Origin of the sequence: Kaistia sp. MMO-174 (assembly GCF_037147815.1) — a bacterium.
Lineage (GTDB): Bacteria > Pseudomonadota > Alphaproteobacteria > Rhizobiales > Kaistiaceae > Kaistia > Kaistia nematophila.
In genome coordinates this window covers 1-24,291 of record NZ_JBBCUO010000010.1, presented here as the reverse complement: position 1 = coordinate 24,291, position 24,291 = coordinate 1, and the positions used below count along the sequence as shown (strand labels likewise).

General features: G+C 66.5%; 23 protein-coding genes. 9 read left to right on the top strand and 14 right to left on the bottom strand.

What is annotated here, in order from left to right; all coding sequences use genetic code 11:
- Nucleotides 1-63: 63 nt before the first annotated feature.
- On the bottom strand, nucleotides 64-858 hold the full coding sequence (locus WFK98_RS26685) for an RES family NAD+ phosphorylase (RefSeq protein WP_336802429.1): 795 nt from the start codon (nucleotides 856-858) through the stop codon (nucleotides 64-66).
- Nucleotides 818-1,195: an antitoxin Xre/MbcA/ParS toxin-binding domain-containing protein gene (locus WFK98_RS26680; RefSeq protein ID WP_266341235.1), complete on the bottom strand. Its 378-nt coding sequence runs from the start codon at nucleotides 1,193-1,195 to the stop codon at nucleotides 818-820. The genes WFK98_RS26685 and WFK98_RS26680 overlap by 41 nt, the downstream gene beginning before the upstream one ends.
- A gap of 166 nt (nucleotides 1,196-1,361) precedes the next feature.
- Between WFK98_RS26680 and WFK98_RS26675 the strand changes: the two genes are divergently transcribed.
- From WFK98_RS26675 to WFK98_RS26660, 4 genes are all read left to right on the top strand, one after another.
- Entirely contained in the window at nucleotides 1,362-1,958 is a 597-nt protein-coding gene (locus tag WFK98_RS26675) for an exonuclease domain-containing protein (RefSeq protein WP_266341234.1), read from the top strand.
- A 92-nt stretch (nucleotides 1,959-2,050) separates the two neighbouring features.
- A complete protein-coding gene (locus WFK98_RS26670) occupies nucleotides 2,051-2,725 on the top strand; it encodes an energy-coupling factor ABC transporter ATP-binding protein (protein ID WP_336802428.1) in 675 nt (224 codons plus the stop codon).
- Nucleotides 2,722-3,321: an energy-coupling factor transporter transmembrane component T family protein gene (locus WFK98_RS26665; RefSeq protein WP_336802427.1), complete on the top strand. Its 600-nt coding sequence runs from the start codon at nucleotides 2,722-2,724 to the stop codon at nucleotides 3,319-3,321. The genes WFK98_RS26670 and WFK98_RS26665 overlap by 4 nt, the downstream gene beginning before the upstream one ends.
- A gap of 37 nt (nucleotides 3,322-3,358) precedes the next feature.
- Nucleotides 3,359-3,919: a biotin transporter BioY gene (locus WFK98_RS26660; protein ID WP_336802426.1), complete on the top strand. Its 561-nt coding sequence runs from the start codon at nucleotides 3,359-3,361 to the stop codon at nucleotides 3,917-3,919.
- Between the two features lie 36 nt (nucleotides 3,920-3,955).
- Here WFK98_RS26660 and WFK98_RS26655 read toward each other — a convergent pair whose 3' ends face one another.
- The 4 genes from WFK98_RS26655 to purE form a co-directional block, all read right to left on the bottom strand.
- Nucleotides 3,956-4,948, bottom strand: a complete 993-nt coding sequence (locus WFK98_RS26655; protein WP_336802425.1) for an LLM class flavin-dependent oxidoreductase — start codon at nucleotides 4,946-4,948, stop codon at nucleotides 3,956-3,958.
- Between the two features lie 90 nt (nucleotides 4,949-5,038).
- The gene (gene ileS / locus WFK98_RS26650; protein WP_336802424.1) at nucleotides 5,039-8,191 is read right to left on the bottom strand and encodes an isoleucine--tRNA ligase; all 3,153 of its coding nucleotides are present in this window, start codon (nucleotides 8,189-8,191) and stop codon (nucleotides 5,039-5,041) included.
- Nucleotides 8,192-8,479: 288 nt separating this feature from the next.
- The gene (locus WFK98_RS26645) at nucleotides 8,480-9,574 is read right to left on the bottom strand and encodes a 5-(carboxyamino)imidazole ribonucleotide synthase (RefSeq protein ID WP_336802423.1); all 1,095 of its coding nucleotides are present in this window, start codon (nucleotides 9,572-9,574) and stop codon (nucleotides 8,480-8,482) included.
- Complete coding sequence (gene purE, locus WFK98_RS26640) at nucleotides 9,564-10,028, bottom strand: 5-(carboxyamino)imidazole ribonucleotide mutase (RefSeq protein ID WP_266341267.1); 465 nt, start codon at nucleotides 10,026-10,028, stop codon at nucleotides 9,564-9,566. Before purE ends, WFK98_RS26645 begins: the two co-directional genes overlap by 11 nt.
- Before the next feature lie 269 nt (nucleotides 10,029-10,297).
- Between purE and WFK98_RS26635 the strand changes: the two genes are divergently transcribed.
- Entirely contained in the window at nucleotides 10,298-10,885 is a 588-nt protein-coding gene (locus tag WFK98_RS26635; protein ID WP_336802422.1) for a GGDEF domain-containing protein, read from the top strand.
- Here WFK98_RS26635 and WFK98_RS26630 read toward each other — a convergent pair.
- On the bottom strand, nucleotides 10,858-11,064 hold the full coding sequence (locus WFK98_RS26630; RefSeq protein WP_266341226.1) for a YdcH family protein: 207 nt from the start codon (nucleotides 11,062-11,064) through the stop codon (nucleotides 10,858-10,860). The two genes, WFK98_RS26635 and WFK98_RS26630, sit on opposite strands and share 28 nt — an antisense overlap.
- Nucleotides 11,065-11,323: 259 nt before the next feature.
- Between WFK98_RS26630 and WFK98_RS26625 the strand changes: the two genes are divergently transcribed.
- A complete protein-coding gene (locus tag WFK98_RS26625; protein WP_266341225.1) occupies nucleotides 11,324-11,503 on the top strand; it encodes a YdcH family protein in 180 nt (59 codons plus the stop codon).
- A gap of 62 nt (nucleotides 11,504-11,565) precedes the next feature.
- Here WFK98_RS26625 and WFK98_RS26620 read toward each other — a convergent pair whose 3' ends face one another.
- Complete coding sequence (locus WFK98_RS26620) at nucleotides 11,566-12,738, bottom strand: OpgC family protein (RefSeq protein WP_336802421.1); 1,173 nt, start codon at nucleotides 12,736-12,738, stop codon at nucleotides 11,566-11,568.
- Nucleotides 12,739-12,849: 111 nt separating this feature from the next.
- Nucleotides 12,850-13,611, bottom strand: coding sequence for a sulfite exporter TauE/SafE family protein (locus WFK98_RS26615; protein ID WP_266341223.1), 762 nt, complete (start codon nucleotides 13,609-13,611; stop codon nucleotides 12,850-12,852).
- Nucleotides 13,612-13,757: 146 nt separating this feature from the next.
- On the opposite strand from WFK98_RS26615, the gene WFK98_RS26610 reads away from it, so the two are divergent.
- From WFK98_RS26610 to WFK98_RS26600, 3 genes are read left to right on the top strand one after another with little or no spacing between them, the layout of a single operon-like run.
- Nucleotides 13,758-14,396, top strand: coding sequence for a MarR family winged helix-turn-helix transcriptional regulator (locus WFK98_RS26610; protein WP_336802420.1), 639 nt, complete (start codon nucleotides 13,758-13,760; stop codon nucleotides 14,394-14,396).
- Entirely contained in the window at nucleotides 14,393-15,574 is a 1,182-nt protein-coding gene (locus WFK98_RS26605; protein ID WP_266341221.1) for an HlyD family secretion protein, read from the top strand. The genes WFK98_RS26610 and WFK98_RS26605 overlap by 4 nt, the downstream gene beginning before the upstream one ends.
- 27 nt (nucleotides 15,575-15,601) lie before the next feature.
- A complete protein-coding gene (locus WFK98_RS26600; protein WP_266341220.1) occupies nucleotides 15,602-17,119 on the top strand; it encodes a DHA2 family efflux MFS transporter permease subunit in 1,518 nt (505 codons plus the stop codon).
- Between the two features lie 42 nt (nucleotides 17,120-17,161).
- Here WFK98_RS26600 and WFK98_RS26595 read toward each other — a convergent pair whose 3' ends face one another.
- The 5 genes from WFK98_RS26595 to WFK98_RS26575 form a co-directional block, all read right to left on the bottom strand.
- Nucleotides 17,162-18,103 carry an alpha/beta hydrolase family protein gene (locus WFK98_RS26595; RefSeq protein WP_336802419.1) on the bottom strand — a complete coding sequence of 314 codons (942 nt, stop codon included), beginning with the start codon at nucleotides 18,101-18,103 and terminating at the stop codon, nucleotides 17,162-17,164.
- Nucleotides 18,104-18,246: 143 nt separating this feature from the next.
- A complete protein-coding gene (chrA, locus tag WFK98_RS26590; protein ID WP_336802418.1) occupies nucleotides 18,247-19,488 on the bottom strand; it encodes a chromate efflux transporter in 1,242 nt (413 codons plus the stop codon).
- Nucleotides 19,489-19,576: 88 nt separating this feature from the next.
- Nucleotides 19,577-22,663 (bottom strand): efflux RND transporter permease subunit, encoded by a 3,087-nt coding sequence (locus WFK98_RS26585; protein WP_336802417.1) that lies wholly within the window; start codon nucleotides 22,661-22,663, stop codon nucleotides 19,577-19,579.
- Entirely contained in the window at nucleotides 22,660-23,868 is a 1,209-nt protein-coding gene (locus WFK98_RS26580) for an efflux RND transporter periplasmic adaptor subunit (protein ID WP_336802416.1), read from the bottom strand. The genes WFK98_RS26585 and WFK98_RS26580 overlap by 4 nt, the downstream gene beginning before the upstream one ends.
- Before the next feature lie 231 nt (nucleotides 23,869-24,099).
- A partial coding sequence (locus WFK98_RS26575) for a hypothetical protein (protein WP_336802415.1) occupies nucleotides 24,100-24,291 on the bottom strand: 192 nt, incomplete at its 5' end.

Below are 24,291 nucleotides of genomic sequence, written 5' to 3'. Positions count from 1 at the left end.
AGGCCCTCTCCCGCGAGCGGGAGAGGGTTGGGTGAGGGTCTTGCCTGCCTTCGCTTTACCGCCTCACGACCGCAGCCGGCCCGCGCCGCCAGCCCGCTCCCAATTGACGCCGGCGATGCGGGGGTCGGCCGCGAACGCGGCCGGCGGGAATTCCAGCGCCTGGCGCGGAAACTCGCAGAGCGCCTGGGCGCCGCTGGCGCTGAGGCGGATGCGCCAGGTCTGGCGTTCGATCGGCGCCAGACGGGCAAAGGCGCGGCAGAGCAGGATGGCGAGATTGCTGCCGCCGGCCGGATCGCGCACCGAGCGATAGCGGATCACCTCGCCCTCGGCCTGGCGCGCCGCGTCGGCGAAGGCCTGGCAGCCCTGATAGTCGACGCGGTCGGTCCAGATCCCGGCGTCGTCGGCGAGCGGCGGCACGGTCAGGTCCAGCAATCGCTCCGTCGCCACCTCGGCGGAGAACGCCGTGTATTCGGCCGCGTCCCGCGGCCAGGGCGTATCGGGCGACTCGGCGAAGAACAGCAGCCGGTAGAACGCCATCTCGGCCACGGCCGTCTTCGGATCCTCGGCGGCATAATAGACGCCGAGCGTGCGGCCGGCGCGGCGGAAACGCGAGCCATAGGGATAGATCGCGCCATAGCGGAACGGTGTTGCGAGCAGGAAATCGAGATGGCGGCAATCCGGCGGGATCGCCGGCTTGGCGTCCTCGATCAGCTCTTCCAGCAGCGCCTGCTCGGCCAGCGTATCGGTCAGCTTCAGGGTCGAGACGCGATGCTGCGCCTCGACCAGACGCCAGCACGGCCCGGCGAACGACCGGAACTCAGACGAGAGCGCGACGCGCGTCCAGATAGGCGATGACATCGACCAGCCCGCTCACGGTTTGCAGTTTTTCGACGGGCCGGCCGCCAAGGACCAGATTCGGATTGTCGAGCCAGGCTGTCGCGACCGCGCCGTCACCGCCGACGATTGCATCGAGGGAGCGGAACAGGCGGACGAGGAGCACGGCGAGTTCGAACGGCTTGGTGCCGGGCGCGAGAGCGAAATCGCCGCGCTTCATGCGCGACACCGTCGCCTCGCTGACGCCGAGGATCGCGGCGAGAACGCGCGCGGTCAGGCGTAGCTGGTCGGCGGCGCGGATGGCCGCCTTGGTGAGGACCGGTCCGGCCTCGGGCCGGGCGGCGGGTTGCAGCTTGAGCATCACCCTCTCCTTTCCATAGAAAAGATATGGCACTTTTCTTTCCAATGAAAGGGGCGATCGTTTAAGGCTCGCGCGAGGCCCTGCGAAAATTGACCCGGCGCATGCCAGCCTCTATCGCATCTTGAAACCCGCAAAGCTGCCGTCCCCGCGATTCCGGAGCGTTTCCTTGTCCCTGACCGAAGAAAGCCGGCTCGCGGCAGTCTCGATCCCTGCCGTGACGCCCTTTCCGAAGGGACCCTTCCGCTTTTTCGCGCTCGACGTCGAGACGGCCAACAATGATCGCGGCAGCATCTGCCAGATCGGCGTCGCCTGTGTACGCCACGATCATTCGATCGAGACCTGGGTGACCTTCATCGACCCGAGAACCGAGGTCTGGCTCTGGAGCGGGTTGCACGGGATCACGGCGGCCAAGGTGCGCGGCGCGCCGACCTTCGTTGAGGTGCTGCCGGTTCTGCAGGCGGCGCTCGACGGCGCGATCATCTACCAGCACTCGCATTTCGACAGCGGTGCCATCGCCGCCGCCTGCTCGAATGCCGGCCGCATGGCGCCGAGCTGGTCCTGGCGCAACAGCGTCCAGGTCGCCCGGATCGCCTGGCCCGAACTGAAGGGCAATGGCGGACACGGGCTCGCCAGCCTCAAGGCGCATCTCGGGCTCTCGTTCGATCACCACGACGCCGGCGAAGACGCGCGCGCGGCGGCGGAAGTAGTGCTGCGCGCCGAGGGCATCACGCCGGTCCATGTGCCCTACCGGACAGCGACGTAGCGGCGGTGGCGGATCGCTGCAATTGACCCGGCGCGACGCAGCCTCTATCGCATGCGGCAACGCACAAACCGCCAGCGGGGACGCCGACTTCCATGATCGTGCTCGAAGCGGTCAGCCATGACTTCGATGGCCGCCCCGTCCTCGACGGGATCGATCTGGCGTTGCCGGAGCGGCGCATCGGCGTCGTCGGCGCCAATGGCTCCGGCAAGAGCACCTTCGCGCGGCTGCTGAACGGCCTCGTCGTGCCGCGCGCCGGACGCGTGCTGGTCGACGGCGTCGACACCCGGAAGGACATCAAGGCGATCCGTCGCAAGGTCGGCTTCGTTTTCCAGAACCCCGACCACCAGATCGTCATGCCGATCGTCGCCGAGGACCTCGCCTTCGGCCTGAAGGCGCGCAGGATCCCGAAGGGTGAGATCGACGCCCGCATCGACGCGGCGCTCGCTCGCTACCAGCTCGACCATCTGCGCGAGCGGCCGGTGCATCTCCTGTCCGGTGGCGAGAAGCAGCTGGTGGCGATGTCGGCCGTGCTGGTCACCGATCCGGAAATCATCGTCTTCGACGAGCCGACCACCCTGCTCGACCTGCGCAACCGCAACCGGGTCGCCGCCGCGATCGAGGAACTGGCGCATCCGGCCGTCGTCGTCAGCCACGACCTCGACCTGATCGCCGGCTTCGACCGCGTGCTGATGATCGAGGAAGGCCGGGTCGCCGCCGACGGCCAGCCCGGCGAGGTGCTGCGCTTCTATCGCGAGCGGATGCGATGACGCTCGGGCTCTACCATCCGGGCAGCTCGCGCCTGCACCGCGCCACGGCCGGCGCCAAGCTCGCCGGCCTGCTCGCCGTCTCGCTGGCGCTCTTCCTGCTGCCGTCGAAGCCCGTGGTCTTCGCGAGCGTGCCGCTCGCCTTCACCATCTACCTGTCGACCGGCGTGCCGTTCCGCAGCCTGATGACGCAATTGCGCGGCCCGGCGATCCTGCTCGCCATCATTTTCGCCTTCCATCTCGTCTTCGGCTCGGCCGCCGAGGGGATCCTCACCGTGGCGCGCTTCGCGGCGCTGATCCTGCTTGCGAGCGCGGTCACGCTGACGACGCCGGTGTCGGAGATGGCGGAGCTGGTCGAATGGCTGCTCGAACCGCTGCGCCCGATCGGCATCAATCCGGAGAAGGTCGGGCTTTCGATCGCGCTCGCCATCCGCTTCGTGCCGCTGATCTCGGAGGAATTCCGCCATATTCGCGAGGCGCAGGCGGCGCGCGGCCTTGCCGCCAATCCGCTGGCGCTAATCGTGCCGCTGATCATCCGCACGCTGAAATCCGCCGACGAACTCGCCGACGCCATCGAGGCGCGCGGTTATGAATCCTGATCGCTGAGCATCCTACCAACCCGGAGACAGAGACCCGATGAGCCAGGACGTTTCCACCCGCGACATCGTCTATATCGCGCTCTTCGCCGCGCTGATGGCGGCCATCAACCTGGTGCCGGCGCTGCAGGTCGGCTTCCTGCCGGTGCCGATCACCGCGCAGACGCTGGGCGTCATGCTCGCCGGCTCCCTGATCGGCGCCAAGCGCGGCGGCCTCGCCATCCTGCTCTTCGTGCTGCTGGTGGCGCTCGGCCTGCCGCTGCTGGCCGGCGGCCATGGCGGCCTCTCGGTCTTCTTCGGCCCGACCGCAGGCTTCATCCTCTCCTGGCCGATCGCCGCCTTCGTCACCGGCTGGCTGACCGAACTGAACTGGCGCCGGATGAACGCGGTCTGGTTCTTCGTCTTCTCGGTGATCGGCGGCGTCGTGGTCGTCTACCTGATCGGCATCCCCTGGCTCGCCATGGTCGCCAAGCTGTCGCTCTGGGATGCGGCGAAGGGTTCGATGATCTTCGTGCCGGGCGACCTGATCAAGGCGGCCGTCGCCGCCGTCATCGCCGAGACGGTGCGCCGCTCCTATCCGCTGATGCAGGCGGCGCGCTAACGCGCCGTTACCGGATCGCTAACAGGATCGGCGCTGTTAACCCGCGCCGATCCCCCAGGCCTCGGCGATCAGTTCGACCGAACGCAGCCGCGCCGCGTGGTCGTAGACATCCGAGACGAGGATCAGCTCGTCGGCGCCGGTCTCCTCGACCAGCGCCTCCATGCCGGCGCGGACCGTCGCCGGTGAACCGATGATCGAGCGGGCGAGCATCTGCTTCGCCTGCGCCCGCTCCATCGGCCCCCAATAGGTCTCGATATCGTCGATCGGCGGCTTGGAAAGCCCGCGCGCGCCCTTGAAGATATCCGCGAACGACATCTGCTGCGTCGTCGCCAGCCGGGCCGCGTCGGCATCGGTCTCCGCCGCGATCACGTTGACGCCGACCATGGCATAGGGCCGGTCGAGCTGCTCCGACGGCTTGAAGCGGCTTTTGTAGATCTCCAGCGCCGGCAGCAGCAGGTCCGGGGCGAAATGCGAGGCGAAGGCATAGGGAAGGCCAAGCTCCGCCGCCAGCATGGCGCCGAAATTGCTGGAGCCGAGGATCCAGAGCGGGACCTCGGTGCCCGCCGCCGGCACCGCGACGATGCGCTGCTCGGGCCCGGCCGGCGCCAGGAAGGCCTGCAATTCCAGGACGTCCTGCGGAAAATTGTCGGCGTTGTTCGGCGAGCGGCGCAAGGCGCGCAAGGTCAGCTGGTCGGTGCCGGGAGCGCGGCCGAGGCCGAGATCGATGCGGCCGGGAAACAGCCGCGCCAGCGTGCCGAACTGCTCGGCGATGATGTAGGGCGCATGGTTCGGCAGCATGATGCCGCCGGCCCCGACCCGGATCGTCTTTGTGCCGGCCGCGATATGGGCGAGGACGATCGAGGTCGCCGCGCTGGCGATGCCGTGCATGTTGTGATGCTCGGCCACCCAGATGCGATGATAGCCCCAGCTTTCGGCATGGGCTGCGAGATCGCGGGCATTGTCGAGCGCTCCCCTCGCATCCGTCTCTTCCGTCACGCGCACGAGTTCGAGAATGGACAAGGGCGTCATGGCAATCCCCAATCAGGCGGCAAGGGCCGGAAAAAACTTCGCCCGACCGAGGTAAGTCGGCCGGGCGAAAACTTCAATCGCTCTCGCGCCTTAGCGCGCGACGCGGACGCCGATCTCGATCGGCTCGTCGAGAAGGCTCGTCTCCGAGACGAAGCCCTCCGGCCGGTCGTTGGTCGGCCGCAGCGTCTCGGCCAGCGTCTCGGCTCGGATCGTCTCGGCGTGGTCGACCAGCGCCCCGCCGAGGCCGTTGGCGATCTTGACCTCGATATGGATGCGGTCGGCGATGTTGAAGCCGGCCTCCTTGCGCGCCGTCTGCACCAGGCGGATGAAGTCGCGGGCCACGCCCTCGCGCTCCAGCGCCTCGTCGACATGCGTATCGAGCACGACCACGCCGGCGGCGCCGTCGAAGGCGACCGCGTCGAGGCCCTCATTGGCCTTGAAGCGCAGCTCGTATTCGCCCGGCTCGATCGTCTGGCCAGCCACCGCATAGCGGCCGCCCCCCAGATCTTCCCACTGGCCGGCCCGCGCCGCGTTGAGCACGTCCTTCAGGTTCTTGCCGAGCCGCTTGCCGATCTTCGGATCGACCGCGAGCACGACTTCGCCGAAAGCAGACGGATCGGCCGCCAGGACGACTTCCTTGACGTTGACCTCGTCGGCGATGACGTCCTTCAGCAGCGCCAGCTTCTCGAAGCCCGGATGGGCGATCGTGAGGCTGCGCAGCGGCAGGCGCGTGCGCAGGTTCTTGACCGTGCGAATCGACAGCGCCGCCGATGCGACGGTGCGTGCCAGGTCCATGCGCTCGACCAGCGCCTTGTCGTCGACCAGCGCCGACGCATCCGGCCAATTCGCCAGATGCACGCTCTCGCCATCGACCAGCGCGCGATGGATGTGCTCGGTCAGGAACGGCAGGAACGGCGCCAGGGCACGCGTCATCGTGACGAGCACGGTGTAGAGCGTGTCATAGGCGGCCTGCTTGTCGGCGTCCTTCTCGGCTTTCCAGAAGCGCTCTCGCGAGCGGCGGATGAACCAGTTGTTCAGGGCCTCGATGAAGGGCGGGAACGCACTGGTCGCGCCGGCGAGATCGAGCTTCTCCATCGCCGCGTCGATACCGCGGATCAGGTCCGCGGTCTTGGCGAGGATGTAACGGTCGAGTTCGGCCTCGGCGGTCGTGACCATCCGGCCCTTGATGCCGTCGATATTGGCGTAGAGCGTGAAGAACGAATAGGCGTTCCAGATCGGCAGCATGACCTGGCGCACCGTCTCGGCGATGGCGCGTCCGTCCTTCGGCATGGCGAGATCGCCGCCGGAGAGCAGCGGCGACGACACCAGATACCAGCGCAGCGCATCGGCGCCATAGGTGTTGAACACCTCGATCGGGTCCGGATAGTTGCGGAGCCGCTTCGACAGCTTCTGCTTGTTCTCGTCGAGCACGACGCCATGGCAGACGACCGAACGGAACGGCGCCTTGTCGAAAAGGGCCGTCGCCATCACCATCAGCGTGTAGAACCAGCCGCGCGTCTGCGCGACGTATTCGACGATGAAGTCGCCCGGGAAGTGACCTTCGAACCAGTCCTTGTTCTCGAACGGGTAGTGCACCTGCGCGAACGGCATCGAGCCGGATTCGAACCAGCAATCCAGCACGTCCTCGACGCGGCGCATCACTGACTTGCCGGTCGGATCGTCCGGGTTCGGACGGGTCAGCTCGTCGATATAGGGACGGTGCAGGTCGTGCGGGCGCACGCCAAAGTCCCGCTCGATCTCGTCGAGCGAGCCATAGACGTCCATGCGCGGATAGTTCGGATCGTCCGACTTCCAGACCGGGATCGGCGAACCCCAGAAGCGGTTGCGGCCGATGTTCCAGTCACGCGCGTTTTCCAGCCACTTGCCGAACAGGCCGTCGCGCACGTGACCCGGCACCCATTCGATGCCCTGGTTCAGCTCGACCATGCGGTCCTTGAAGGCGGTGACCTTCACGTACCAGGAGCGTAGCGCCTTGTAGATCAGCGGCTGGTCGGTGCGCCAGCAATGCGGATAATTGTGGTCATAGGTCTCGTGCCGCAGGACCACGCCCTGATGCTTGAGGTCGCGGATCACTTCCTTGTTGGCGTCGAAAACGTTCATGCCGGCATAGGCGGGAACGAGATCGGTGAAATTGCCGGCGAAATCGACCGGGTCGACGACCGGGATGCCCTCTTCCTGGCCGACGCGCATGTCGTCCTCGCCGAAAGCGGGGGCGATGTGCACGACGCCGGTGCCGTCGGTCATCTCGATGAAGTCACCGCCGATCACGCGGAAGGCGCCATTCGCCTTCTCGTTCGCGAAGAAGGGCAGAAGCGGCTGATAGGTGCGACCGACGAGGTCGCTGCCCTTCAACTGCCCGACTTCGGCATAGCCCTCCAGTTCCTTGGCGTAGTTGCCGACGAGGGGCGCGCCGATGACCAGACGCGCGCCGTCCTTCTCGAGCACGGCGTAGTCAGCGTCGGGCGCCACGGCCAGCGCCATGTTGGACGGCAGCGTCCAGGGGGTCGTCGTCCAGGCGAGCAGGCGCGTCGGGACGTTGTCGCCCTCGCGCGGATCGAGCAGGAAGCCGACCGTCAGCGCCGGGTCCTGTCGCATGCGGTAGGAATTGTCGAGGCGGGTCTCGAAATTCGACAGCGGCGTCTGCGCGGCCCAGCTATAGGGCACGACGCGATAGCCCTCATAGATCAGGCCCTTGTCGTGCAGCTGCTTGAACGCCCACATGACGCTCTCCATGAAGGAGAGGTCCATCGTCTTGTAGTCGTTCTTGAAATCGACCCAGCGCGCCGAGCGCGTGACATAGTATTCCCAGTCCGCCGCGAACTGCTGGACGGAGCTGCGGCAATGCTCGTTGAAGCGGGCGACGCCATATTTCAGGATCTCGATGCGGCCGGAGACGCCGAGTTCCTTCTCGGACTGCATCTCGGCCGGCAGGCCATGGCAGTCCCAGCCGAAGCGTCGATCGACGACCTTGCCGCGCATCGTCTGATAGCGCGGCACCAGGTCCTTCACGAAGCCGGTGACGAGGTGACCGTAGTGCGGCAGGCCGTTGGCGAAGGGCGGTCCGTCATAAAAAACGAACTCGGACGCACCCTGCTCGCGGCGCTGCTCGATCGAGCGTTCGAAAATCGTGTTCTCCTTCCACCACGCGCCGATCGCTTCCTCGATCTTGGGGAAGGACGGCGACGGCTCGGCGGCGGGATAGACGGTCTTCGGCTCTGTCATGGCGAATGTCTTTGTTCTGGGCGGAAAACGGGACGGAAATCGGCGCCTTCGATAGCGCCTTTGCGGCATCGACGCCACCCCTTGGGGAGAAGGGCTGATATGGGAGGCGAGGCAGGACGTTGTAAGGGGGCGGTAGGGGCTGGCGCCTGCGGGACACACAAGCCCCTCACCCCCAACCCTCTCCCGCATGCGGGAAAGGGTCTCTTGGCCTATTCAGGTCTCGACGCGCACCGGACCGGATGCCCCTCTCCCGCAAACGGCAGAGGGGTGGGTCGAGGGTCCTTCGCCCTACCCGACCCTTGGCGAAATCCGGTTGACGTGGCCCATCTTGCGGCCGGGCCGGCTTTCCGCCTTACCGTAGAGATGCAGCCGCGCGCCGGGCTCGGCGGCGAGTGTCGCCCACTCGTCCGCCTCGGCGCCGATCAGGTTGGTCATAACCGCGTTCGAATGGCGCTCGGTCGAGCCGAGCGGCCAGCCGGCAATGGCGCGGATGTGGTTCTCGAACTGCGAGACGATGCAGCCATCCTGTGTCCAATGGCCGGAATTATGCACGCGCGGCGCGATCTCGTTGACGAGCAGCCGCTCGACGCCGGCGTCCTCGACGACGAACATCTCGACGGCCAGCAGGCCGACATAATCGAGCGCGTCCGCCACCCTGGTGGCGATTTCCCGAGCGGCGCCGGCGGTCGTGGGCGAAAGCTGCGCCGGCACCGTGGAGGTCGCGAGGATATGGTTGCGGTGAACGTTCTCGGCGATGTCGTAGACCGCCGTCTCGCCATTGCGGCCGCGCACCACCAGCGCCGAAACCTCACGCGCGAAGGTAACGAAACCTTCGAGCACGGCCGGCTTGCCGGCGATCGCCTCGAAGGCGGCGGCGGGATCGTCGCCCGGACGGATTGCCACCTGCCCCTTGCCGTCATAGCCGAAACGGCGCGTCTTCAGGATCGACGGCCGCCCGAGTTGCCCGAGCGCCGCCTCAAGCCCGGCGAGATCGTCGATCCTGGCAAAGGGCGCGACCGGAATGTCGAGGCTCTGCATCAGCTCCTTCTCGGACAAGCGATCCTGCGAGACGGCGAGCGCGCGCGGCCCCGGCAGCACGTCGACCTGATCGCCGAGGAAGGCGGCTGTGGCGGCCGGCACATTCTCGAACTCATAGGTGACGACATCGACGGAACCGGCGAAGGCGGCAAGCGCCGACTGGTTCTCATAGGCGGCCGTGGTGCGCGCCGCCGCGACGTCGAAGGCCGGGCTCTCGCCGTCGGGGCAGTAGATGTGGCAGCGGAAGCCGAGTTCGGCAGCGGCCGTCGCCAGCATCCGGCCCAGTTGCCCGCCACCGAGAATGCCGATGGTCGAGCCGGGCGGCAGCATCTTGTCAGACGTCATCGGAAGGGCTTTCCGCAACCCGCGCCGCCTGGGCAGCGCGCCAATCATCGAGACGGGCGGCGAGCGGCGCATCGTTGAGCGCCAGAATCGCCGTGGCGAGCAGCGCCGCGTTGATCGCGCCGGCCTTGCCGATCGCCAGCGTGCCGACGGGGATGCCGCCCGGCATCTGCACGATCGAGAGCAGGCTGTCCTGGCCGGAGAGCGCCTTCGATTCGACCGGCACGCCGAGGACCGGCAGCGGCGTCATCGCCGCGCACATGCCGGGAAGATGCGCCGCGCCCCCGGCGCCGGCGATCACGACCTTGTATCCCTTGTCGCGCGCCGACTTCGAGAATTCGACCAGCCGGTCCGGCGTCCGGTGCGCCGAGACGATCCGGTCGTCATGCGCGACACCGAGCGCATCGAGCGTCTCGGCGGCGTGCCGCATCGTCTGCCAATCGGATTGGCTGCCCATGATGATGGCGACTGGCGCCGTCTTGTCTGCCAAGTTCTCGTCTCCGGCTTGCGGGAAGGCGCGGATTATAGAGAGGGACGCCCTCGCCGCAAGGCACCGAAACAGCCTTACCCGTCGTTAACCAGAATTGAACCAAGCGCGGGCAAAATCGCGCCATGGCCCACGCACCCGCCCTCCGACCCAACCCCATCGCCGCCCCCGGAACCGAACCGGCGCCGCTCGCGCGCCGACGCGAGGCCTCTTCGGCCGAGCCGGCCACGGAGTTGCCGGTGGAGCAGCGCTCGCTGGTGATGCGGCTTTCGGAAGAGGTGGCGGCGCTGCGCCGCGCGCTCGACGCCAGCCAGCACCGCATCGCGGCGCTCGAGGTCGAAGCCGCCGAGGAGCCGATTTCGGGCCTCTTCAACCGACGCGCCTTTACGCGCGAGATCGAGCGGGCCATCGCCTTCCAGGCACGCTATCCGATGACCTGCGGCGTCGGCCTGATCGACATCGATGGCATGGACGCCATCCGCGCCGCCCAGGGACAGGCCGGCCTCAACCGCGCCCTGCGCAAGATCGGCGACACGCTGCGCGCCGGCATCCGCTCCTGCGACGTCACGGCGCGGACCGGCAACGAGCAGTTCGCCGTCGTGCTTTGGAATTCGACGCCGGCCGATTGCGGCCACCGCGTGCAGGGACTGCAGCGCGCAATCGCCGCCCTTGAGGATGGCTTCCCGGCGGGGGCCGGCATCGCCACGCGCTCATCCGTCGTGATGATCGAACCCGGCGCCACGGCCGACCAGGTGATCGCGGCGGCCGATCGGCTGCTGCTCGAGGGCATTGCCTGCGGTCAGGCGATGATATCCGGCAGGAGCTGATCCTCCAGCGCGACGATCCGGTCCTTCAGCGCCAGCTTGCGCTTCTTAAGGCGCTGAATCCGCAACGGATCTGCACGGCCGGTTTCCGACATGACGGAGATCGCAGCGTCGAGATCGCTGTGCTCCTGCCGCAACCGCGCCAGTTCGAACCGAATTTCCCGCTCTTCTTCCTCGGTCATACGCCCCAACCTTACCGAGCTCCGCCCGGCCCATTTTTCGGCGCCGGAACCGAGACGATACATGCTCGGTCGAACGGGCGCGAGTGCATCTATCACGCCTTGCCCCCTTGAAGCGGGCGGCCAAAGGCCACAGATCCAGAGAGTGCCGGCCGTCTGGCGGACCTCCTGCGGGGGCCTCCGGTTTATAAGCCGGTTCACAGCAACCCGCGTCTGTGGCACGATCAGGTGCCGTCATCGATCACGAAGGGAGGCAATATTAATGTCCATCGAATCGCATCTTGCCGAGCTGGAGCGCCGTCACGAGGCCCTCTCCAGGGAAATCGACGAGGCCCTCAGCCATCCGAGCGCCGACACGCTTGAACTGGCGGCCATGAAGAGGCGCAAGCTGCAGCTCAAGGACGAGATCGCCCGACTGAAGGTAAACAAGACCATTCACTGATTGATGACGAAAGGGTCAAGCAAGGCGCCGCGATCGATCGCGGCGCCTTTGCTTTATGCGGATCACTCCGCCGGCACGACGCGGGAAGGCGAAGCGGCCCGCTCGCCGGCATCGAGGATCGGGCGCCCCTTCGGCTGGGTCCGCGTCCAGTCGAGATACCAGGCGAGCCCGAACAGGATGCAGAGCCCGGTGCCGATCAGGACCGTGTCCAGCATGGCGCCGAAGGCGGTGAAGGTCGGATCGTTCGGCAGGCCGAACACGCTTTCGCGGACGATGTGGCCGGCAACGCTCAGGATAGTGCCGACCCAGAAGACCGGCAGTGTGTGGCGGCCAAGGCGGACGATCGCGTTGCTTTCGTCGAGCCAGGCCTGCAGGAAGGCAGGCAGCGGGCTGTAGATCACCACATAAGCGATCGCCAGCACATGCAGCAGGCGGAAGATGCCAACCCAGCTCTTGTTGAAGCCCGATAGCCACACCCATTCCGGCAATGACGGGAAATAGTCCCAGAGATGGGCGAAGACCAGGATGGCGGAAGCAACCAGGTAGAGCACCGCCAGGCCATAAAGCGGCCGCGACACCGGAAACCGGACGCCCCGGCGCAGCAGGATGCCGCCGACGAAGCCGATCACGAACAGGATCTGCCAGGTGAAGGGGTTGAAATACCAGCCGCCCTGGCCGGGAAAGCTCGGCAGGGTGATGCGCCAGGCATTGGCGACCGCCCAAAGCAAGAAGCTCACGACCAGCACCAGAGACAGGCGCACGCGGGCGAGCAGCATGATCACGGGCAGCATCGCCATCATGACCATGTACATCGGCAGGATGTTGAAATTGCCGGTCTGGTAGGTGAGCAGGCCCATGCCCGCCAACGCCTCCACAGGCTGCTCGACGATCCAGTGGCGCTCGTCGGGAAGCATCAGGCCCGGTTCCTGCAGCCAGAGCGCCGCGCCGGCATAAAGCGCGAAGCCGCAGGCGATGGAGGCGAGATGGGCGACATAGAGCGTACCGATGCGCTTGCCGACCCGGCCCATCGATTGCCCTGCCTGCCCCGACACGAAGCGCGGATAATAGGCCAGCGCCGCCGAGATGCCGGCGAGCAGCACGAAGATCTCCGCCGCGTCCGACAACCCGAAGTTCCGGTGGGTGAAGTTGGAGTATAGATTGCCCGGGATGTGGTTCACGAAGATAGAAATCAGCGCGAGGCCTCGGAAGAAATCGATCCGATAGTCGCGCGGCATGGACGTGGACAATGCTCGATGCACCCGGGAGCCTCAGTTTACAGGAGCCGATGAGAACCTCGATCGCCTAGCCGGCGAACAAGGCGAGCGTGCGGCGGCAGATGCCGGATTTCAATGCATGAAAAGCGACATGGCTCCGTCAAAGGTCAATTTCAGGCCGATGACGAAGACAAAGAGATAGGAGAGCCCGTAAAAAAGGGTCTGGTCGATGACCCGGACGATCCAGATTCCGAGCACAGTCGTCAGCGCCGCGAGCGGGAACAGCGCCGCCGCCGTGCCTAGATTGGCGGCGTCGAACTGGCCGAGGAAGAAATAGGGCACCAGCTTCACGGCGTTGGTGACGGCGAAGAAGATCACCGAGGTGCCGACGAAGACCTGCTTGTCGAGCCGCAGCGGCAGCGCATACATCTGGAAGGGCGGCGCGCCGGCATGGCTGACGAAGGAAGTGAAGCCGGCGAGCAGGCCCCAGAACGAGCCCTTGGCGCCGTTCGGCTCCGCCGGCTTCGCCCGCAGGCGGTCGCCGAACCAGTAGTTCAGCGCGAAGAGGATGGAGATCAGCCCCACCAGCAGGCGGACGAAATCCTCCTTCACATAGGCGGCGGTGGCCCAGCCGACGGCGATGCCCACGACCGACGCCGGCAACATGACCGCGAGCGTCGGCCGGTCGAAGATCCGACGGTAGAAATAGAGGCTGATCACGTCCATCACGAGCAGGATCGGCAGCATGATGCCGGCCGCCTGCACCGGCGAGATCACCAGCGCCAGCACGGGAACGGCTAGCATGCCCATCGCGCCGCCAAAGCCGCCCTTTGACAGGCCTGCGAGCGCCACGGCGGGAACGGCCGCGGCATAAAATGCGAGTTCGGTGTGCATGCGGGGATCGTTCAAGCGGAGGATGTAGCGGGTTGAATCGATTTACCCCGCTTCGCCGGCAAAATCCACTATATCTGCTGTTTGACCGCCTTTCCGCATCTCAAACTCACATTGCGTCATATGCGCAAGCTTATTATATAAGAGCCATGAATACTCCGCCCTCTGAAAAGCATCTCGGCTTTCTGATCAACGACGTCGCCCGGCTGGTGCGGCGGGCGTTCGATCAACGTGCGCAGAGTTGCAGTCTGACCCGGGCGCAGTGGCAGGTGCTGGCCTATCTCTTCCACAATGAGGGATCGAACCAGGCCACGGTCGCGGAAGCCCTGGACGTCGAGCCGATCACGCTTTCCCGCCACATCGACCGGCTGGAAGCGCTCGGCTATGTCGCCCGCGTGCCTGACCCGGCCGACCGCCGCGCCCGCCGCCTGCATCTGACGGAGAGCGTCCGCCCGCTGCTGGACGAGATGAAGACGATCGGCAACGAGGTGATCGACACCGCGCTCGAGGGCATCACCGCAGAAGAGGCGGAAACGCTGATCTGCCTGTTGAGCCGCATCCGCTGCAACATGGCGGGCCGAGGCGTGGATCAGGCAGGCTCGGACGCTTTAGGCGACGTTGTGGCCAACGACGCGGCGACGAAGGATGCGTCGGCCAAGACGGTCGCCTCCAGGGCCGCGGGCGCCAAGGCTTCGACGGCCAAGGCCGCAACTACCAAGACATCGGCTGCCAAGACATCGACTGCCAAGCCCCCGGCAACGAAAGTCCCCCAGAAGGCTTTGATATGAGCGCCGAGCCAGCCGCGCGCGAGACGGCAGAACCCAGCAAGGATCTGCCCCGCGTTCCGCAATTGACCGTCGTCGAGACGCCGCAGAAGAAGAAGCGCGGCGGCCGTTTCCTGCTGATGCTGGCGCTGCCCGTGGTGCTTGCCGTCGGCGGCGGCTATCTCTGGCTGACGGGCGGGCGCTACGCCTCGACCGACAACGCCTATCTCGAGCAGGACCGCGTGACCATCACGGCCGACCAGTCGGGCCGCATCGTCGAGGTCGCCGTCAACGAGAACGACCATGTGCAGAAGGGCGACCTGCTTTTCCGCATCGATCCCGAGCCGTACAAGCTCGCGCTACGCCAGGCCGAGGCGGCAGTCGCCGTCGCCAAGCTGCAGGTCGAGCAGCTGCGCTCCAACTACCAGCAGGCCCTGGCCGAGCAGCAATCCGCCGAGGACAGCCTCGCCTATCGCCAGAAGACCTTCCAGCGCCAGAAGGACCTGCTGGATCGCGGCGTCACGTCCAATGCGGACTTCGACACCGCCCAGAACAATCTCCGCCTGGCGGAGCAGGTCGTGGCGCAGGCGCGCGAGAAGGTCGCGGGCGCGCTGACGGCGCTCGGCGGCGATCCGAACATCCAGACCGACCAGCACCCGACCGTCCTGCAGGCCAAGGTTGCCGAGGAAACGGCGGCGCTGGCGCTCAAGGAAACCAGCGTTTTCGCGCCCGACGACGGCGTCGTATCGCAGACCGACCGCCTGCGCGTCGGCCAGTACGTCACCAATCCGGCGATGGCCCCAACGGCGCTGCTCAGCCTGGTCGAGACGGCGACAACCTATGTCGCCGCGAATTTCAAGGAAACCGACCTGACCCACATGAAGGTGGGGCAATCGGCGACCGTGACCTTCGACACCTATCCCGACCGCCCGTTCGCCGCGCATGTCGAATCAATCGACGCCGGTACCGGCTCGGCCTTCTCGCTGCTGCCGGCCCAGAATGCCTCGGGCAACTGGGTGAAGGTCGTGCAGCGCGTGCCCGTGCGGCTGCGCCTCGACGGCCCCGTCGATTTCTCGACGCTGCGCACCGGCTTGAGCGCGACGGTCGAGGTCGATACCGGCTACAAGCGGACCCTGCCCGGCTTCGGCCATGCCGTGGCAGCCAATAGCGAAGCGCCTGCGGAAGCCCCCACGACCCACTAAGCCCGCGGGTCCCGGAGAGTCGCCACAATGAACGCGCCCGCCTCGCCGACCGCCGTTCCGCATCGCGGCCTCATCACCGTGTCGATCATGCTTGCGACCATCATGCAGGTGCTCGACACGACGATCGCCAATGTCGCGCTGCCCTCGATGCAGGGCTCGCTCGGTGCCGCCCAGGACACCATTACCTGGGTGCTGACCTCCTACATCGTCGCCGCCGCCATCGCCACGCCGATCACCGGCTGGATCGCCGACCGGATCGGCATCAAGCGGCTGTTCATGACCTGCGTCGCGGGCTTCACGGTCGCGTCCATGCTCTGCGGCCTTTCCGGCAGCCTGACCCAGATGGTCGGCTTCCGCATCCTTCAGGGCCTGTTCGGCGCGGCGCTGGTGCCGCTATCGCAATCCGTGCTGCTCAACATCAACCCGAAGGAAAAGCACGGCCAGGCGATGGCGATGTGGGGCGCCGGCATCATGGTCGGCCCGATCATCGGCCCGACGCTCGGCGGCTGGCTGACCGACGCCTTCAACTGGCGCTGGGTGTTCTTCATCAACCTGCCCGTCGGCATCATCGCCTTTCTCGGCATCGGCGCCTTCATGCCGGAAGGCCCGCTGCGGGAACGCAAGTTCGACTTCTTCGGCTTCGCCTTCCTGAGCCTCGGCATCGGCGCCCTGCAGATGATGCTCGACCGCGGCGAGCAGCTCGACTGGTTCTCCTCGCCGGAGATCCTGATCGAACTGGCGCTGATGGCGATCGGCTTCTGGGTGTTCACCATTCACATGGCGACGGCCAAGAACACCTTCATCGATCCGCATATCTTCAAGGACCGCAATTTCGTCACCGGGCTGATCTTCATCTTCATCATCGGCATCATCCTGCTGGCGACGATGGCGCTGCTGCCGCCGATGCTGCAGAACCTCTACGGCTACCCGGTGGTGACGACCGGCATGATCCTGGCGCCGCGCGGCGTCGGCACGATGATCGCGATGATCGTCGTCGGCCGGCTGATGGGGAAGGTGGACCCGCGCATCCTGATCCTGATCGGCCTCGGCGCTACGACGTGGTCGCTCTACGAGATGACGACCTGGGCGCCGCAGATGAGCGCCACGCCCTTCATGACGACCGGCATCATCCAGGGCTTCGGCCTCGGCTTCGTCTTCGTGCCGCTCTCGACAATCGCCTTCGCGACGCTGCCGCCGCATTGGCGCACCGACGCCGCCAGCCTGTTCAGCCTCGTCCGCAACCTCGGCTCGTCGATCGGCGTGTCGCTGGTGGCGACCCTGCTGTCACAGAACACGCAGATCGGCCATGAAGTCCTCGCCGGCCATGTAACGCCCTTCAATCCGGCCATGCCCGCCGACGCAGCAGCCGGCAATCTCGAGGCGCTGGCGAAGATCAATGGCGTGATCACCCGCGACGCCGCCTTCATCGCCTATATCGACGATTTCAAGCTGATGATGTTCGTGACGCTGGCGACGATCCCGCTGCTCGCCTTCATGCGCTACAAGCCGCAGAAGGGCCCTGCGCAGCACGTCGCGCTCGAATAGGCGCGCACCGGCGGCATGATTCCGCCGGCGCGCGAGAGCCCGTCAGTGCGCTTCGATGAAGCTCAGCGTCGCGCCGACCATCTCGTCCAGCGTCGCCGGCCCGGTGAAGGCGTCGAAGCCATGGTCGGTATCGAGCACCATCAGGCCTTCCTCGCCGCTGTGATAATCGAGGAAGAGCTGGCCGGCGGCGGGCTGCGGCGTCACCACCGTATCCCGCGTCCCGACGATCACCAGCAGCGGCCCGCCATACTGCGCGATCGCCGCGACCGGATCGGTCGCGAACAGCGACTTGAAGAACGACACCTTCAGCGTCGTCTTGGCGCCCCAGGGCAACGTGCCCTCGATCAGCTCGTTCGGGTCCTTCGACGCCAGCGCCTTGTTGACGGCCTCCTGGCCGAGCACGACGCCGAAGCTGAAGGCGGGATTGGCGACCGGCGCCCAGAGCGTCGCCGTATCGACCGGCCGGACGGCGGCGAGATGGGACGCAACCAGGCCGCCGAGACTCCAGCCGATGACATGGATCTTGGCCGCGTCGACATTGTCCTGCTTCTTCAGCCAGTCGAAGGCGGCGACCGCATCGGCGATCTGGCTGAAGGTGGTCGTATCCTCCCACTTGCCCGAGCTGTCGCCCGAGCCGACGAAATCGATGCGCAGGCTGGCAACGCCGCGCTCGGCCAGGAGCCGCGCCGTCCGCGAATAGACACCCTCCTCTGTCCCGGCAATGGCAAGCTCGTCGCGCTTGCCGGTGAAGCCATGCAGGAGCAGCACGACCGGCGGCTTCTCGACGCCCTTCGGCAGCGCCAGCGTGCCGACGATCGTCTCGTCGCCGCGCGCGATCTTGACGTTGCTCTCGACCACGCCACCGGCCTTCTGGGCCAGCGCCGTCTTCGACGCCTCCCGCATCTTTGCGGTCACGTCGTCGGCCGCGGCCGGCGCAACGATCGCGGCCAGCACAATGGAGGCGAGCAGCCATTTTCTCAGCATCAAATTTCCCCTGGAAGCACGAAGTCTTTGTCGAAGATCTGGGCCGGCGGCAGCGCCGGCCGCAAGAAAAAGGCCGGCACGACGGCCAGCCTCGACACTATTGATGCAATCCGGGCCGGCGGCAACCTTGCCGGCAAAGGTTCTCAGCCGGCGATGATCCAGCCGCCGCCGGCCGCCAGGAGCACCACCAGCCAGGCCGGCAGGCGGGCGACGACAAGCAGGCCGTAGCAGGCGACGGCAAGGGCGAGGTCCCGTGTGCCATGGATGGCCGTCGTGAAGACCGGATCATAGAGCGCCGCCGCGAGCAGGCCGACGACGGCGGCATTGACGCCGCCGAGCGCTTGCCGGATCGGCGCGACACGGCGCAGCGCGCGCCAGAACGGCAATACGCCGACGACCAGCAGGAAAGCCGGCGCGAACAGCGCCAAAGTCGCCAGGGCGCCGCCGAGCCAGGGCGTCGGCAGCGCCGCCGCGACACCGATATAGGCGGCGAGGCTGAAGAGCGGCCCCGGCATGGCCTGCGCCGCGCCATACCCGGCGACGAGCGCAGTCTCCGGCACGAAGCCGGCGGCGGCGACGCTCTCCTTGAGAAGCGGCAGCACGACATGACCACCGCCGAAGACGAGCGCGCCGGCGCGGTAGAGCCCTTCCAGGAGACGGAGAACCGGGGCGCCGGTCGCCCCGGCGAGGAGGGGCAGGCCGACGAGGAGCAGCGCGAACAGCCCCAGTGCGGCTCCGCCGACCCAGGCGGGCGGCATCGGTCCCTTCGCCGCCGCAGCGGGAGCGGCAGCGGGAACGTCGGCCCCGTCGACGCCGCCGACGGCATAGCCCGCCAGTCCGCCGGCGAGCAGGATCGCCACCTGCGCGAGGCTGCCGGGCCAAAGCAATGCGGCGATGAGCGCGGCCAGCGCGATGGCCATGCCAGCCCGGCCCGTCACCAGCGACCGCGCCATGCCGCGCACCGCTTCCGCCACCACGGCGACGGCGACGATGGCGAGGCCGGACAGGATGCCGGCATCGATCGGCCCATGCGCGGCACCGACACCATAGGCGAACAGCCCCATCAGGACGGCGGATGGCAGGGTGAAGCCGAGAAAGGCGGCGATGGCGCCACGCAGCCCCGCCAGTTCGAGGCCGATGCCCATCCCGACCTGGCTGGAGGCCGGTCCCGGCAGGAACTGGCAGAGCGCGACCAGATCGGCGAAGGAGGCTTCGTCCAGCCAGCGCAGGCGGCGCACGAAGGCATCGCGGAAATAGCCGATATGCGCGACCGGCCCGCCAAACGAGGTGCAGCCGAGGCGCAGGAAGACCAGGAAGATCCGGACGGCCGAGGGCGAAGAACGCCCCTCCCCGACGGCGCCGGCGGAATCGGTTCGCTCCATCATCGGCGGATGATGCTCGGTCGACACGACAAAATGAAGAAGGCGGCGCCCGCGGGCGCCGCCTTCTGAGACGTCTTCAGCCGAAACCGGCTCAGTGCGCCGGCTTCGGCTCCGCGCCTGCGGGAACGGCCGGCGCCTCGTCCTCGTCCTCCTGCTTCGCATGCTCGCTCGACAGGTAGGTGTAGAACATCGGCACCACGAACAGGGTGAAGATCGTGCCGATCGACATGCCCGTCGCGATGACGAGACCCATCGAGAAGCGCGCCTTCGCGCCGGCGCCGACCGCGAACAGCAGCGGCACCACGCCGAACACCATGGCGGCCGTCGTCATCAGGATCGGGCGCAGGCGAACCCGCGCTGCCTCGACGATGGCGTCATGCCGGTTCAGCCCACGCTCCTCGCGCAACTGGTTGGCGAACTCCACCATCAGGATGCCGTGTTTCGTGATCAGGCCCACCAGCGTGATGAGACCGACCTGCGAGTAGATGTTCAGCGACGCCAGGCCCAGATTGAGCGGGATAAGCGCGCCGAAGATCGAGAGCGGCACCGACATCATGATGATGAGCGGATCGCGGAAGCTCTCGAACTGCGCCGCCAGCACCAGGTAGATGACGACGATCGCGAGCGCGAACACGATCAGGAGCGAATTGCCCGTCTCGAGCTCGGTGCGCGACTGGCCGGCATATTCGATGAAGTAGCCGGGCGGCAGCACTTCCGTCGCGATCTGCTGCAGCGTCGCCAGGCCTTCACCCGACGTCACCGTCGGCCTCGGCAGCGCGGCAAGCGTGGCCGAGTTCAGCTGGTTGAACTGCTCGATCGCCGGCGCCGAACCTTCGGTATTGATCGTCACCACCGAGGAGAGCGGCACCATGTCGCCCGCCTGCGATCGCACGAAGAAGGTCGACAGGCTTTCCGGATTGAGCCGGTACTTCTGCGGCACCTGCGTGATGATGTCGTAGGCGCGCGCCTCGCGGTCGAATTTCGAGATGCCGTTCTCGCCGACGAGCAGGGTGAGCGTGTTGCCGATATCCGACACCGAGACGCCGAGCGCGGCGGCGCGGTTACGGTCGATCACCACATTCACCTTCGGCGTATCGAAGGAGAGCGAGTTCTGCACCACGATGAACTTGCCCGACGCCATGGCGCGGTTCTTGATCTCCTCGGCCACCGCATAGACGCGGTCGGCCGGCTCGGTCGACTGAACCACGAACTGGATCGGCAGGCCGCCGCCGGTGCCCGGAAGCGACGGCACGGCGAAGACGAAGGCCTGCACGCCCGACACCGTATCGAGACGGCCCTGCACCTCCTGCTGGACCTGGGCCTGCGAGCGCGTGCGCTCGGACCAAGGCTTGAGCACGAGGCCCGAGAAGGCCGAGTTGGCAGAGCCGGATCCGGCGATCGAGAACAGCGCCTCGCGTTCCGGAATATCCGCGGTTTTCTGCGCGATCTCGTCGACATAGAGCTGCGTGTAGTCGATCGTCGCATATTGCGGCGCCGTGATCAGCGTGAACATCGCGCCCTCGTCCTCCTCCGGCGCCAGTTCAGACGACGTATGGAGAAAGAGGAAGACCATCGTGCCGAGCAGGGCGGCCACCATCAGCAGCGTGATCGGCCGGACCTTCAGGGAGCCAGTCAGGCGACGCGCATACCAGCCGCTGAAGCGGTCGAACACCTTGTCGATGAAGTGCTGGATGCGACCGCCGCCCGGCTTCAGGATGCGGGCCGACATCATCGGCGACACCGTGAGCGCCACGAAGCCCGACAGGATCACCGCGCCGGCGAGCGTCAGCGAGAATTCGCGGAACAGCGCGCCCGTCACGCCCTGGGTGAAGGCCATCGGCGCATACACGGCCGCCAGCGTGATCGTCATGGTGATGACGGCGCCGGTGATCTCGCGCATGCCGACGATGGCCGCCTTCATCGGCTTCAGCCCCTCCTCGATATGGCGGTGGATGTTCTCCACCACGACGATCGCGTCGTCGACGACGAGGCCGATCGCCAGCACCATGGCGAGCAGGGTCAGCGTGTTCAGCGAATAGCCGAGCGCCCATAGGATGAAACAGACGCCTATGAGCGATAGCGGGATGGTGACGATCGGGATGATCACCGAACGGAACGAGCCGAGGAACAGGAAGATCACCACGACGACGATCGCCGATGCCTCGAGGATCGTGTGCAGCACCTCGTCGATCGAGGCGCTGATCGCCTCGGTCGAGTCATAGACCAACTCGATATGCATCCCCTCGGGCAGCGAGGCGGCGATCTTCGGCAGCTCGTTGCGCACGCCGGTGGCGACGTCGAGCGGGTTGGCCGACGGCGTCTGGAAGATGCCGAGGAACACGCCGGGCTTGCCGTTGAAGCGCACTTCGGTATCCGTCGAGGCCGCCGCCAGCTCGATGGTCGCGACGTCGCGCAGGCGCACGATGTCGGCCCCGTTCGAGCGAAGCGGCAGCGCGCCAAAGGTATCGGGATCCTGCAGCGTCGTCTTCGCCTCGATCGAATAGGCGTAGAACTCGTTCTTGGTCTTGCCTGGCGCCGACAGGAAGTTAGAGCCCTTGATGGCGGCCAGCACTTCCGTCGCCGTCACGTTGCGCGAAGCGAGCGCGACGGGATCGATCCAGACACGCATGGCGAATTCCTGCGCGCCGAGGATTTCGGCGTTGGCGACGCCGTCGACGGTGGCGAAGCGCGGCTGGATCACGCGGATCAGGTAATCCGTCAGCTGCTGCGCGTTCATCGTGTCGCTGCGGGCCGCCAGATACATCAGCGCGAACTGGAAGCCAGTGCCCTTCTGGATCACCGGGTCCTCGGCTTCGTCCGGCAGCTTGCCGCGCACCTGCTGGACCTTGGCGATGACTTCCGTCAGCGCCTTGTCCGGATTAGTGTTCAGCCGCATGTAGACGGAAACCGTCGAGACGCCGAGCGAACTCTTCGACGTGACGTAGTCGACGCCCTCGGCCGAAGAAACCGACTTCGCGATCGTCGAGGTGATGAACCCCTGGATGACGTCGGCGCTGGCGCCCGGATAGACGGTCGTCACCGTCACCACCGTCTCGTCCACCTTGGGATACTGACGGATTGACATCGACAGGATGCCCTGCGCCCCCAGCAGCAGCATCAGCAAGCTGACGACCGTTGCGAGCACCGGCCGTCGAATAAAGAGCTCCGAGAAACTCATGACTTGGAAGCCCCTGCATTGGCGTCCGCGCCGGGAACCGGCTGGACCGAATTGTCGACGGCGACCGGGCTGCCGCTGGAGAGCTTGTTCTGCCCGGAAGTGACGATCTGCATGCCCGGCTTGACGCCCTCGACGATCTCGATGCGATCGCCCGAACGACGGCCGAGCTTGACGAACACCTGCTTGGCGACGAGGTCCGGCTTGGCCGGCTCCGCCGGCTTGCCGGCGTCGGCCGGCTTTGCGGCCTCAGCGCTCTTCGCGGCGTCTCCGGAAGCCGGCGCCGCGGCCGGCGCATCCTGCACGGCATAGACGTAGGCGCCATAGAGGCTGATCGTCACCGCCGTCTGCGGCAGCGCGATCACGCCCTGTTCGACCGGCAGGTCGACGCGGACGCGAATGAACTGGCCCGGGCGAAGCGTCTCGTCCGCGTTGTCGAGCAGCGCCTGCACCGAGACGAGGCGCGAGGCGGCGTCGATCTTCGGGTCGATGCCGGTGATCTTGCCCGAGAAGTTGAGGTCGTCCTCCTTGAGGCCGAAACGAACCGGCTGCCCGATCTTCAGCGAGCCGAGCTCCTGCTCCGGCACGCTGAAATTGACCTTCATCTGGTCGAGATTCTGCAGCGTCGCGACGACGGTCGCCGGCTGCACATACTGGCCGACGTCGATCTTCGGAATGCCGATCGTGCCCGGGAACGGCGCCCGGATCGCCTTCTGATCGAGGGTCGCCTCGAGCTGCGTCAGCGCGCCCTTGGCCTTGTCGAGGTTGTTCTGCGCTTCCTGCAGCGAGGCCACCGTGCTGACATTGCGCTGCAGCAGTGCCTGGGCGCGGCTGAGCGCGTCCTGGCTGACGGCAACGGCCGTGTTCGCGCTGACCAGGCCGGCGCGCTCGACGGCGTCATCGATCTGCACCAGCAATTGGCCCTGCTCGACCTTGTCGTTCGCCTTGAACAGGATCTTTTCGACGATGCCGCCGGCCTGGACCGCGACGTCAACGCCTTCCGCCGCCGCGGCCGTTCCCACCGCCTCGATGCCGGGCGTCCACTGCGCCGGCTCGACAGTGATCGCCGAGATCGTGACGACGGGCGCCTTCATGTTGGCGAAGAACTGCTCGATCATCTTGGTCCGGAAGAAATTGAACCAGATGAGACCGCCACAGAACGCCACGACGACGACGAGCAGAATCGTTGCGAGGATGAACCGCTTCATGTTTGGCAATCCAATGGGCGCAGGGCGAGCCGGGGAAGCCGAGCGCATAGTACAAAACAAATAAACCCGGCAGCCTGCCTCGCAGGCCTGCTGCCGCGGTCACCAGGCAGATTTGTGTACCGCGTGCACATAACTGTCAACGCACGCTTGAGGCGGAGCGAACGTTCGCTCGACGCGAGTGCCAACAAGGCAACACCTACCGACTGGATATCCGGCCCGAAAAGCGGGCCATCAGGCCTGGAGATCCGCCTCCCCTTCCGCGACGGGTCCGGCCGCGCGCCGCTGTCCTTTGGGCGGTATCTCCTGAGAACTCGTCCGCGCCGCTGTTCTTCGTTCTTCGTTGTGTGTGTTTTTGTTTTGAATGCAAAAACCCCGCCGGCTTTGGAGCGCGGCGGGGTTTTTTATGGTTTCATCGTAGAGAGA

Excerpts from the sequence above, each read along its gene's own strand:
- WFK98_RS26625 (WP_266341225.1), top strand. The coding sequence starts at position 11,324 with ATGTCCATCGAATCGCATCTTGCCGAGCTGGAGCGCCGTCACGAGGCC.
- WFK98_RS26645 (WP_336802423.1), bottom strand. The coding sequence starts at position 9,574 with ATGACGTCTGACAAGATGCTGCCGCCCGGCTCGACCATCGGCATTCTC.
- ileS (WP_336802424.1), bottom strand. The coding sequence starts at position 8,191 with ATGACAGAGCCGAAGACCGTCTATCCCGCCGCCGAGCCGTCGCCGTCC.
- WFK98_RS26630 (WP_266341226.1), bottom strand. The coding sequence starts at position 11,064 with ATGACCGAGGAAGAAGAGCGGGAAATTCGGTTCGAACTGGCGCGGTTG.
- WFK98_RS26580 (WP_336802416.1), bottom strand. The coding sequence starts at position 23,868 with ATGAAGCGGTTCATCCTCGCAACGATTCTGCTCGTCGTCGTCGTGGCG.
- WFK98_RS26615 (WP_266341223.1), bottom strand. The coding sequence starts at position 13,611 with ATGCACACCGAACTCGCATTTTATGCCGCGGCCGTTCCCGCCGTGGCG.
- WFK98_RS26620 (WP_336802421.1), bottom strand. The coding sequence starts at position 12,738 with ATGCCGCGCGACTATCGGATCGATTTCTTCCGAGGCCTCGCGCTGATT.
- purE (WP_266341267.1), bottom strand. The coding sequence starts at position 10,028 with ATGGGCAGCCAATCCGATTGGCAGACGATGCGGCACGCCGCCGAGACG.
- chrA (WP_336802418.1), bottom strand. The coding sequence starts at position 19,488 with ATGATGGAGCGAACCGATTCCGCCGGCGCCGTCGGGGAGGGGCGTTCT.
- WFK98_RS26665 (WP_336802427.1), top strand. The coding sequence starts at position 2,722 with ATGACGCTCGGGCTCTACCATCCGGGCAGCTCGCGCCTGCACCGCGCC.
- WFK98_RS26585 (WP_336802417.1), bottom strand. The coding sequence starts at position 22,663 with ATGAGTTTCTCGGAGCTCTTTATTCGACGGCCGGTGCTCGCAACGGTC.
- WFK98_RS26595 (WP_336802419.1), bottom strand. The coding sequence starts at position 18,103 with ATGCTGAGAAAATGGCTGCTCGCCTCCATTGTGCTGGCCGCGATCGTT.
- WFK98_RS26610 (WP_336802420.1), top strand. The coding sequence starts at position 13,758 with ATGAATACTCCGCCCTCTGAAAAGCATCTCGGCTTTCTGATCAACGAC.
- WFK98_RS26660 (WP_336802426.1), top strand. The coding sequence starts at position 3,359 with ATGAGCCAGGACGTTTCCACCCGCGACATCGTCTATATCGCGCTCTTC.
- WFK98_RS26685 (WP_336802429.1), bottom strand. The coding sequence starts at position 858 with ATGTCATCGCCTATCTGGACGCGCGTCGCGCTCTCGTCTGAGTTCCGG.
- WFK98_RS26600 (WP_266341220.1), top strand. The coding sequence starts at position 15,602 with ATGAACGCGCCCGCCTCGCCGACCGCCGTTCCGCATCGCGGCCTCATC.
- WFK98_RS26670 (WP_336802428.1), top strand. The coding sequence starts at position 2,051 with ATGATCGTGCTCGAAGCGGTCAGCCATGACTTCGATGGCCGCCCCGTC.
- WFK98_RS26605 (WP_266341221.1), top strand. The coding sequence starts at position 14,393 with ATGAGCGCCGAGCCAGCCGCGCGCGAGACGGCAGAACCCAGCAAGGAT.
- WFK98_RS26655 (WP_336802425.1), bottom strand. The coding sequence starts at position 4,948 with ATGACGCCCTTGTCCATTCTCGAACTCGTGCGCGTGACGGAAGAGACG.
- WFK98_RS26680 (WP_266341235.1), bottom strand. The coding sequence starts at position 1,195 with ATGCTCAAGCTGCAACCCGCCGCCCGGCCCGAGGCCGGACCGGTCCTC.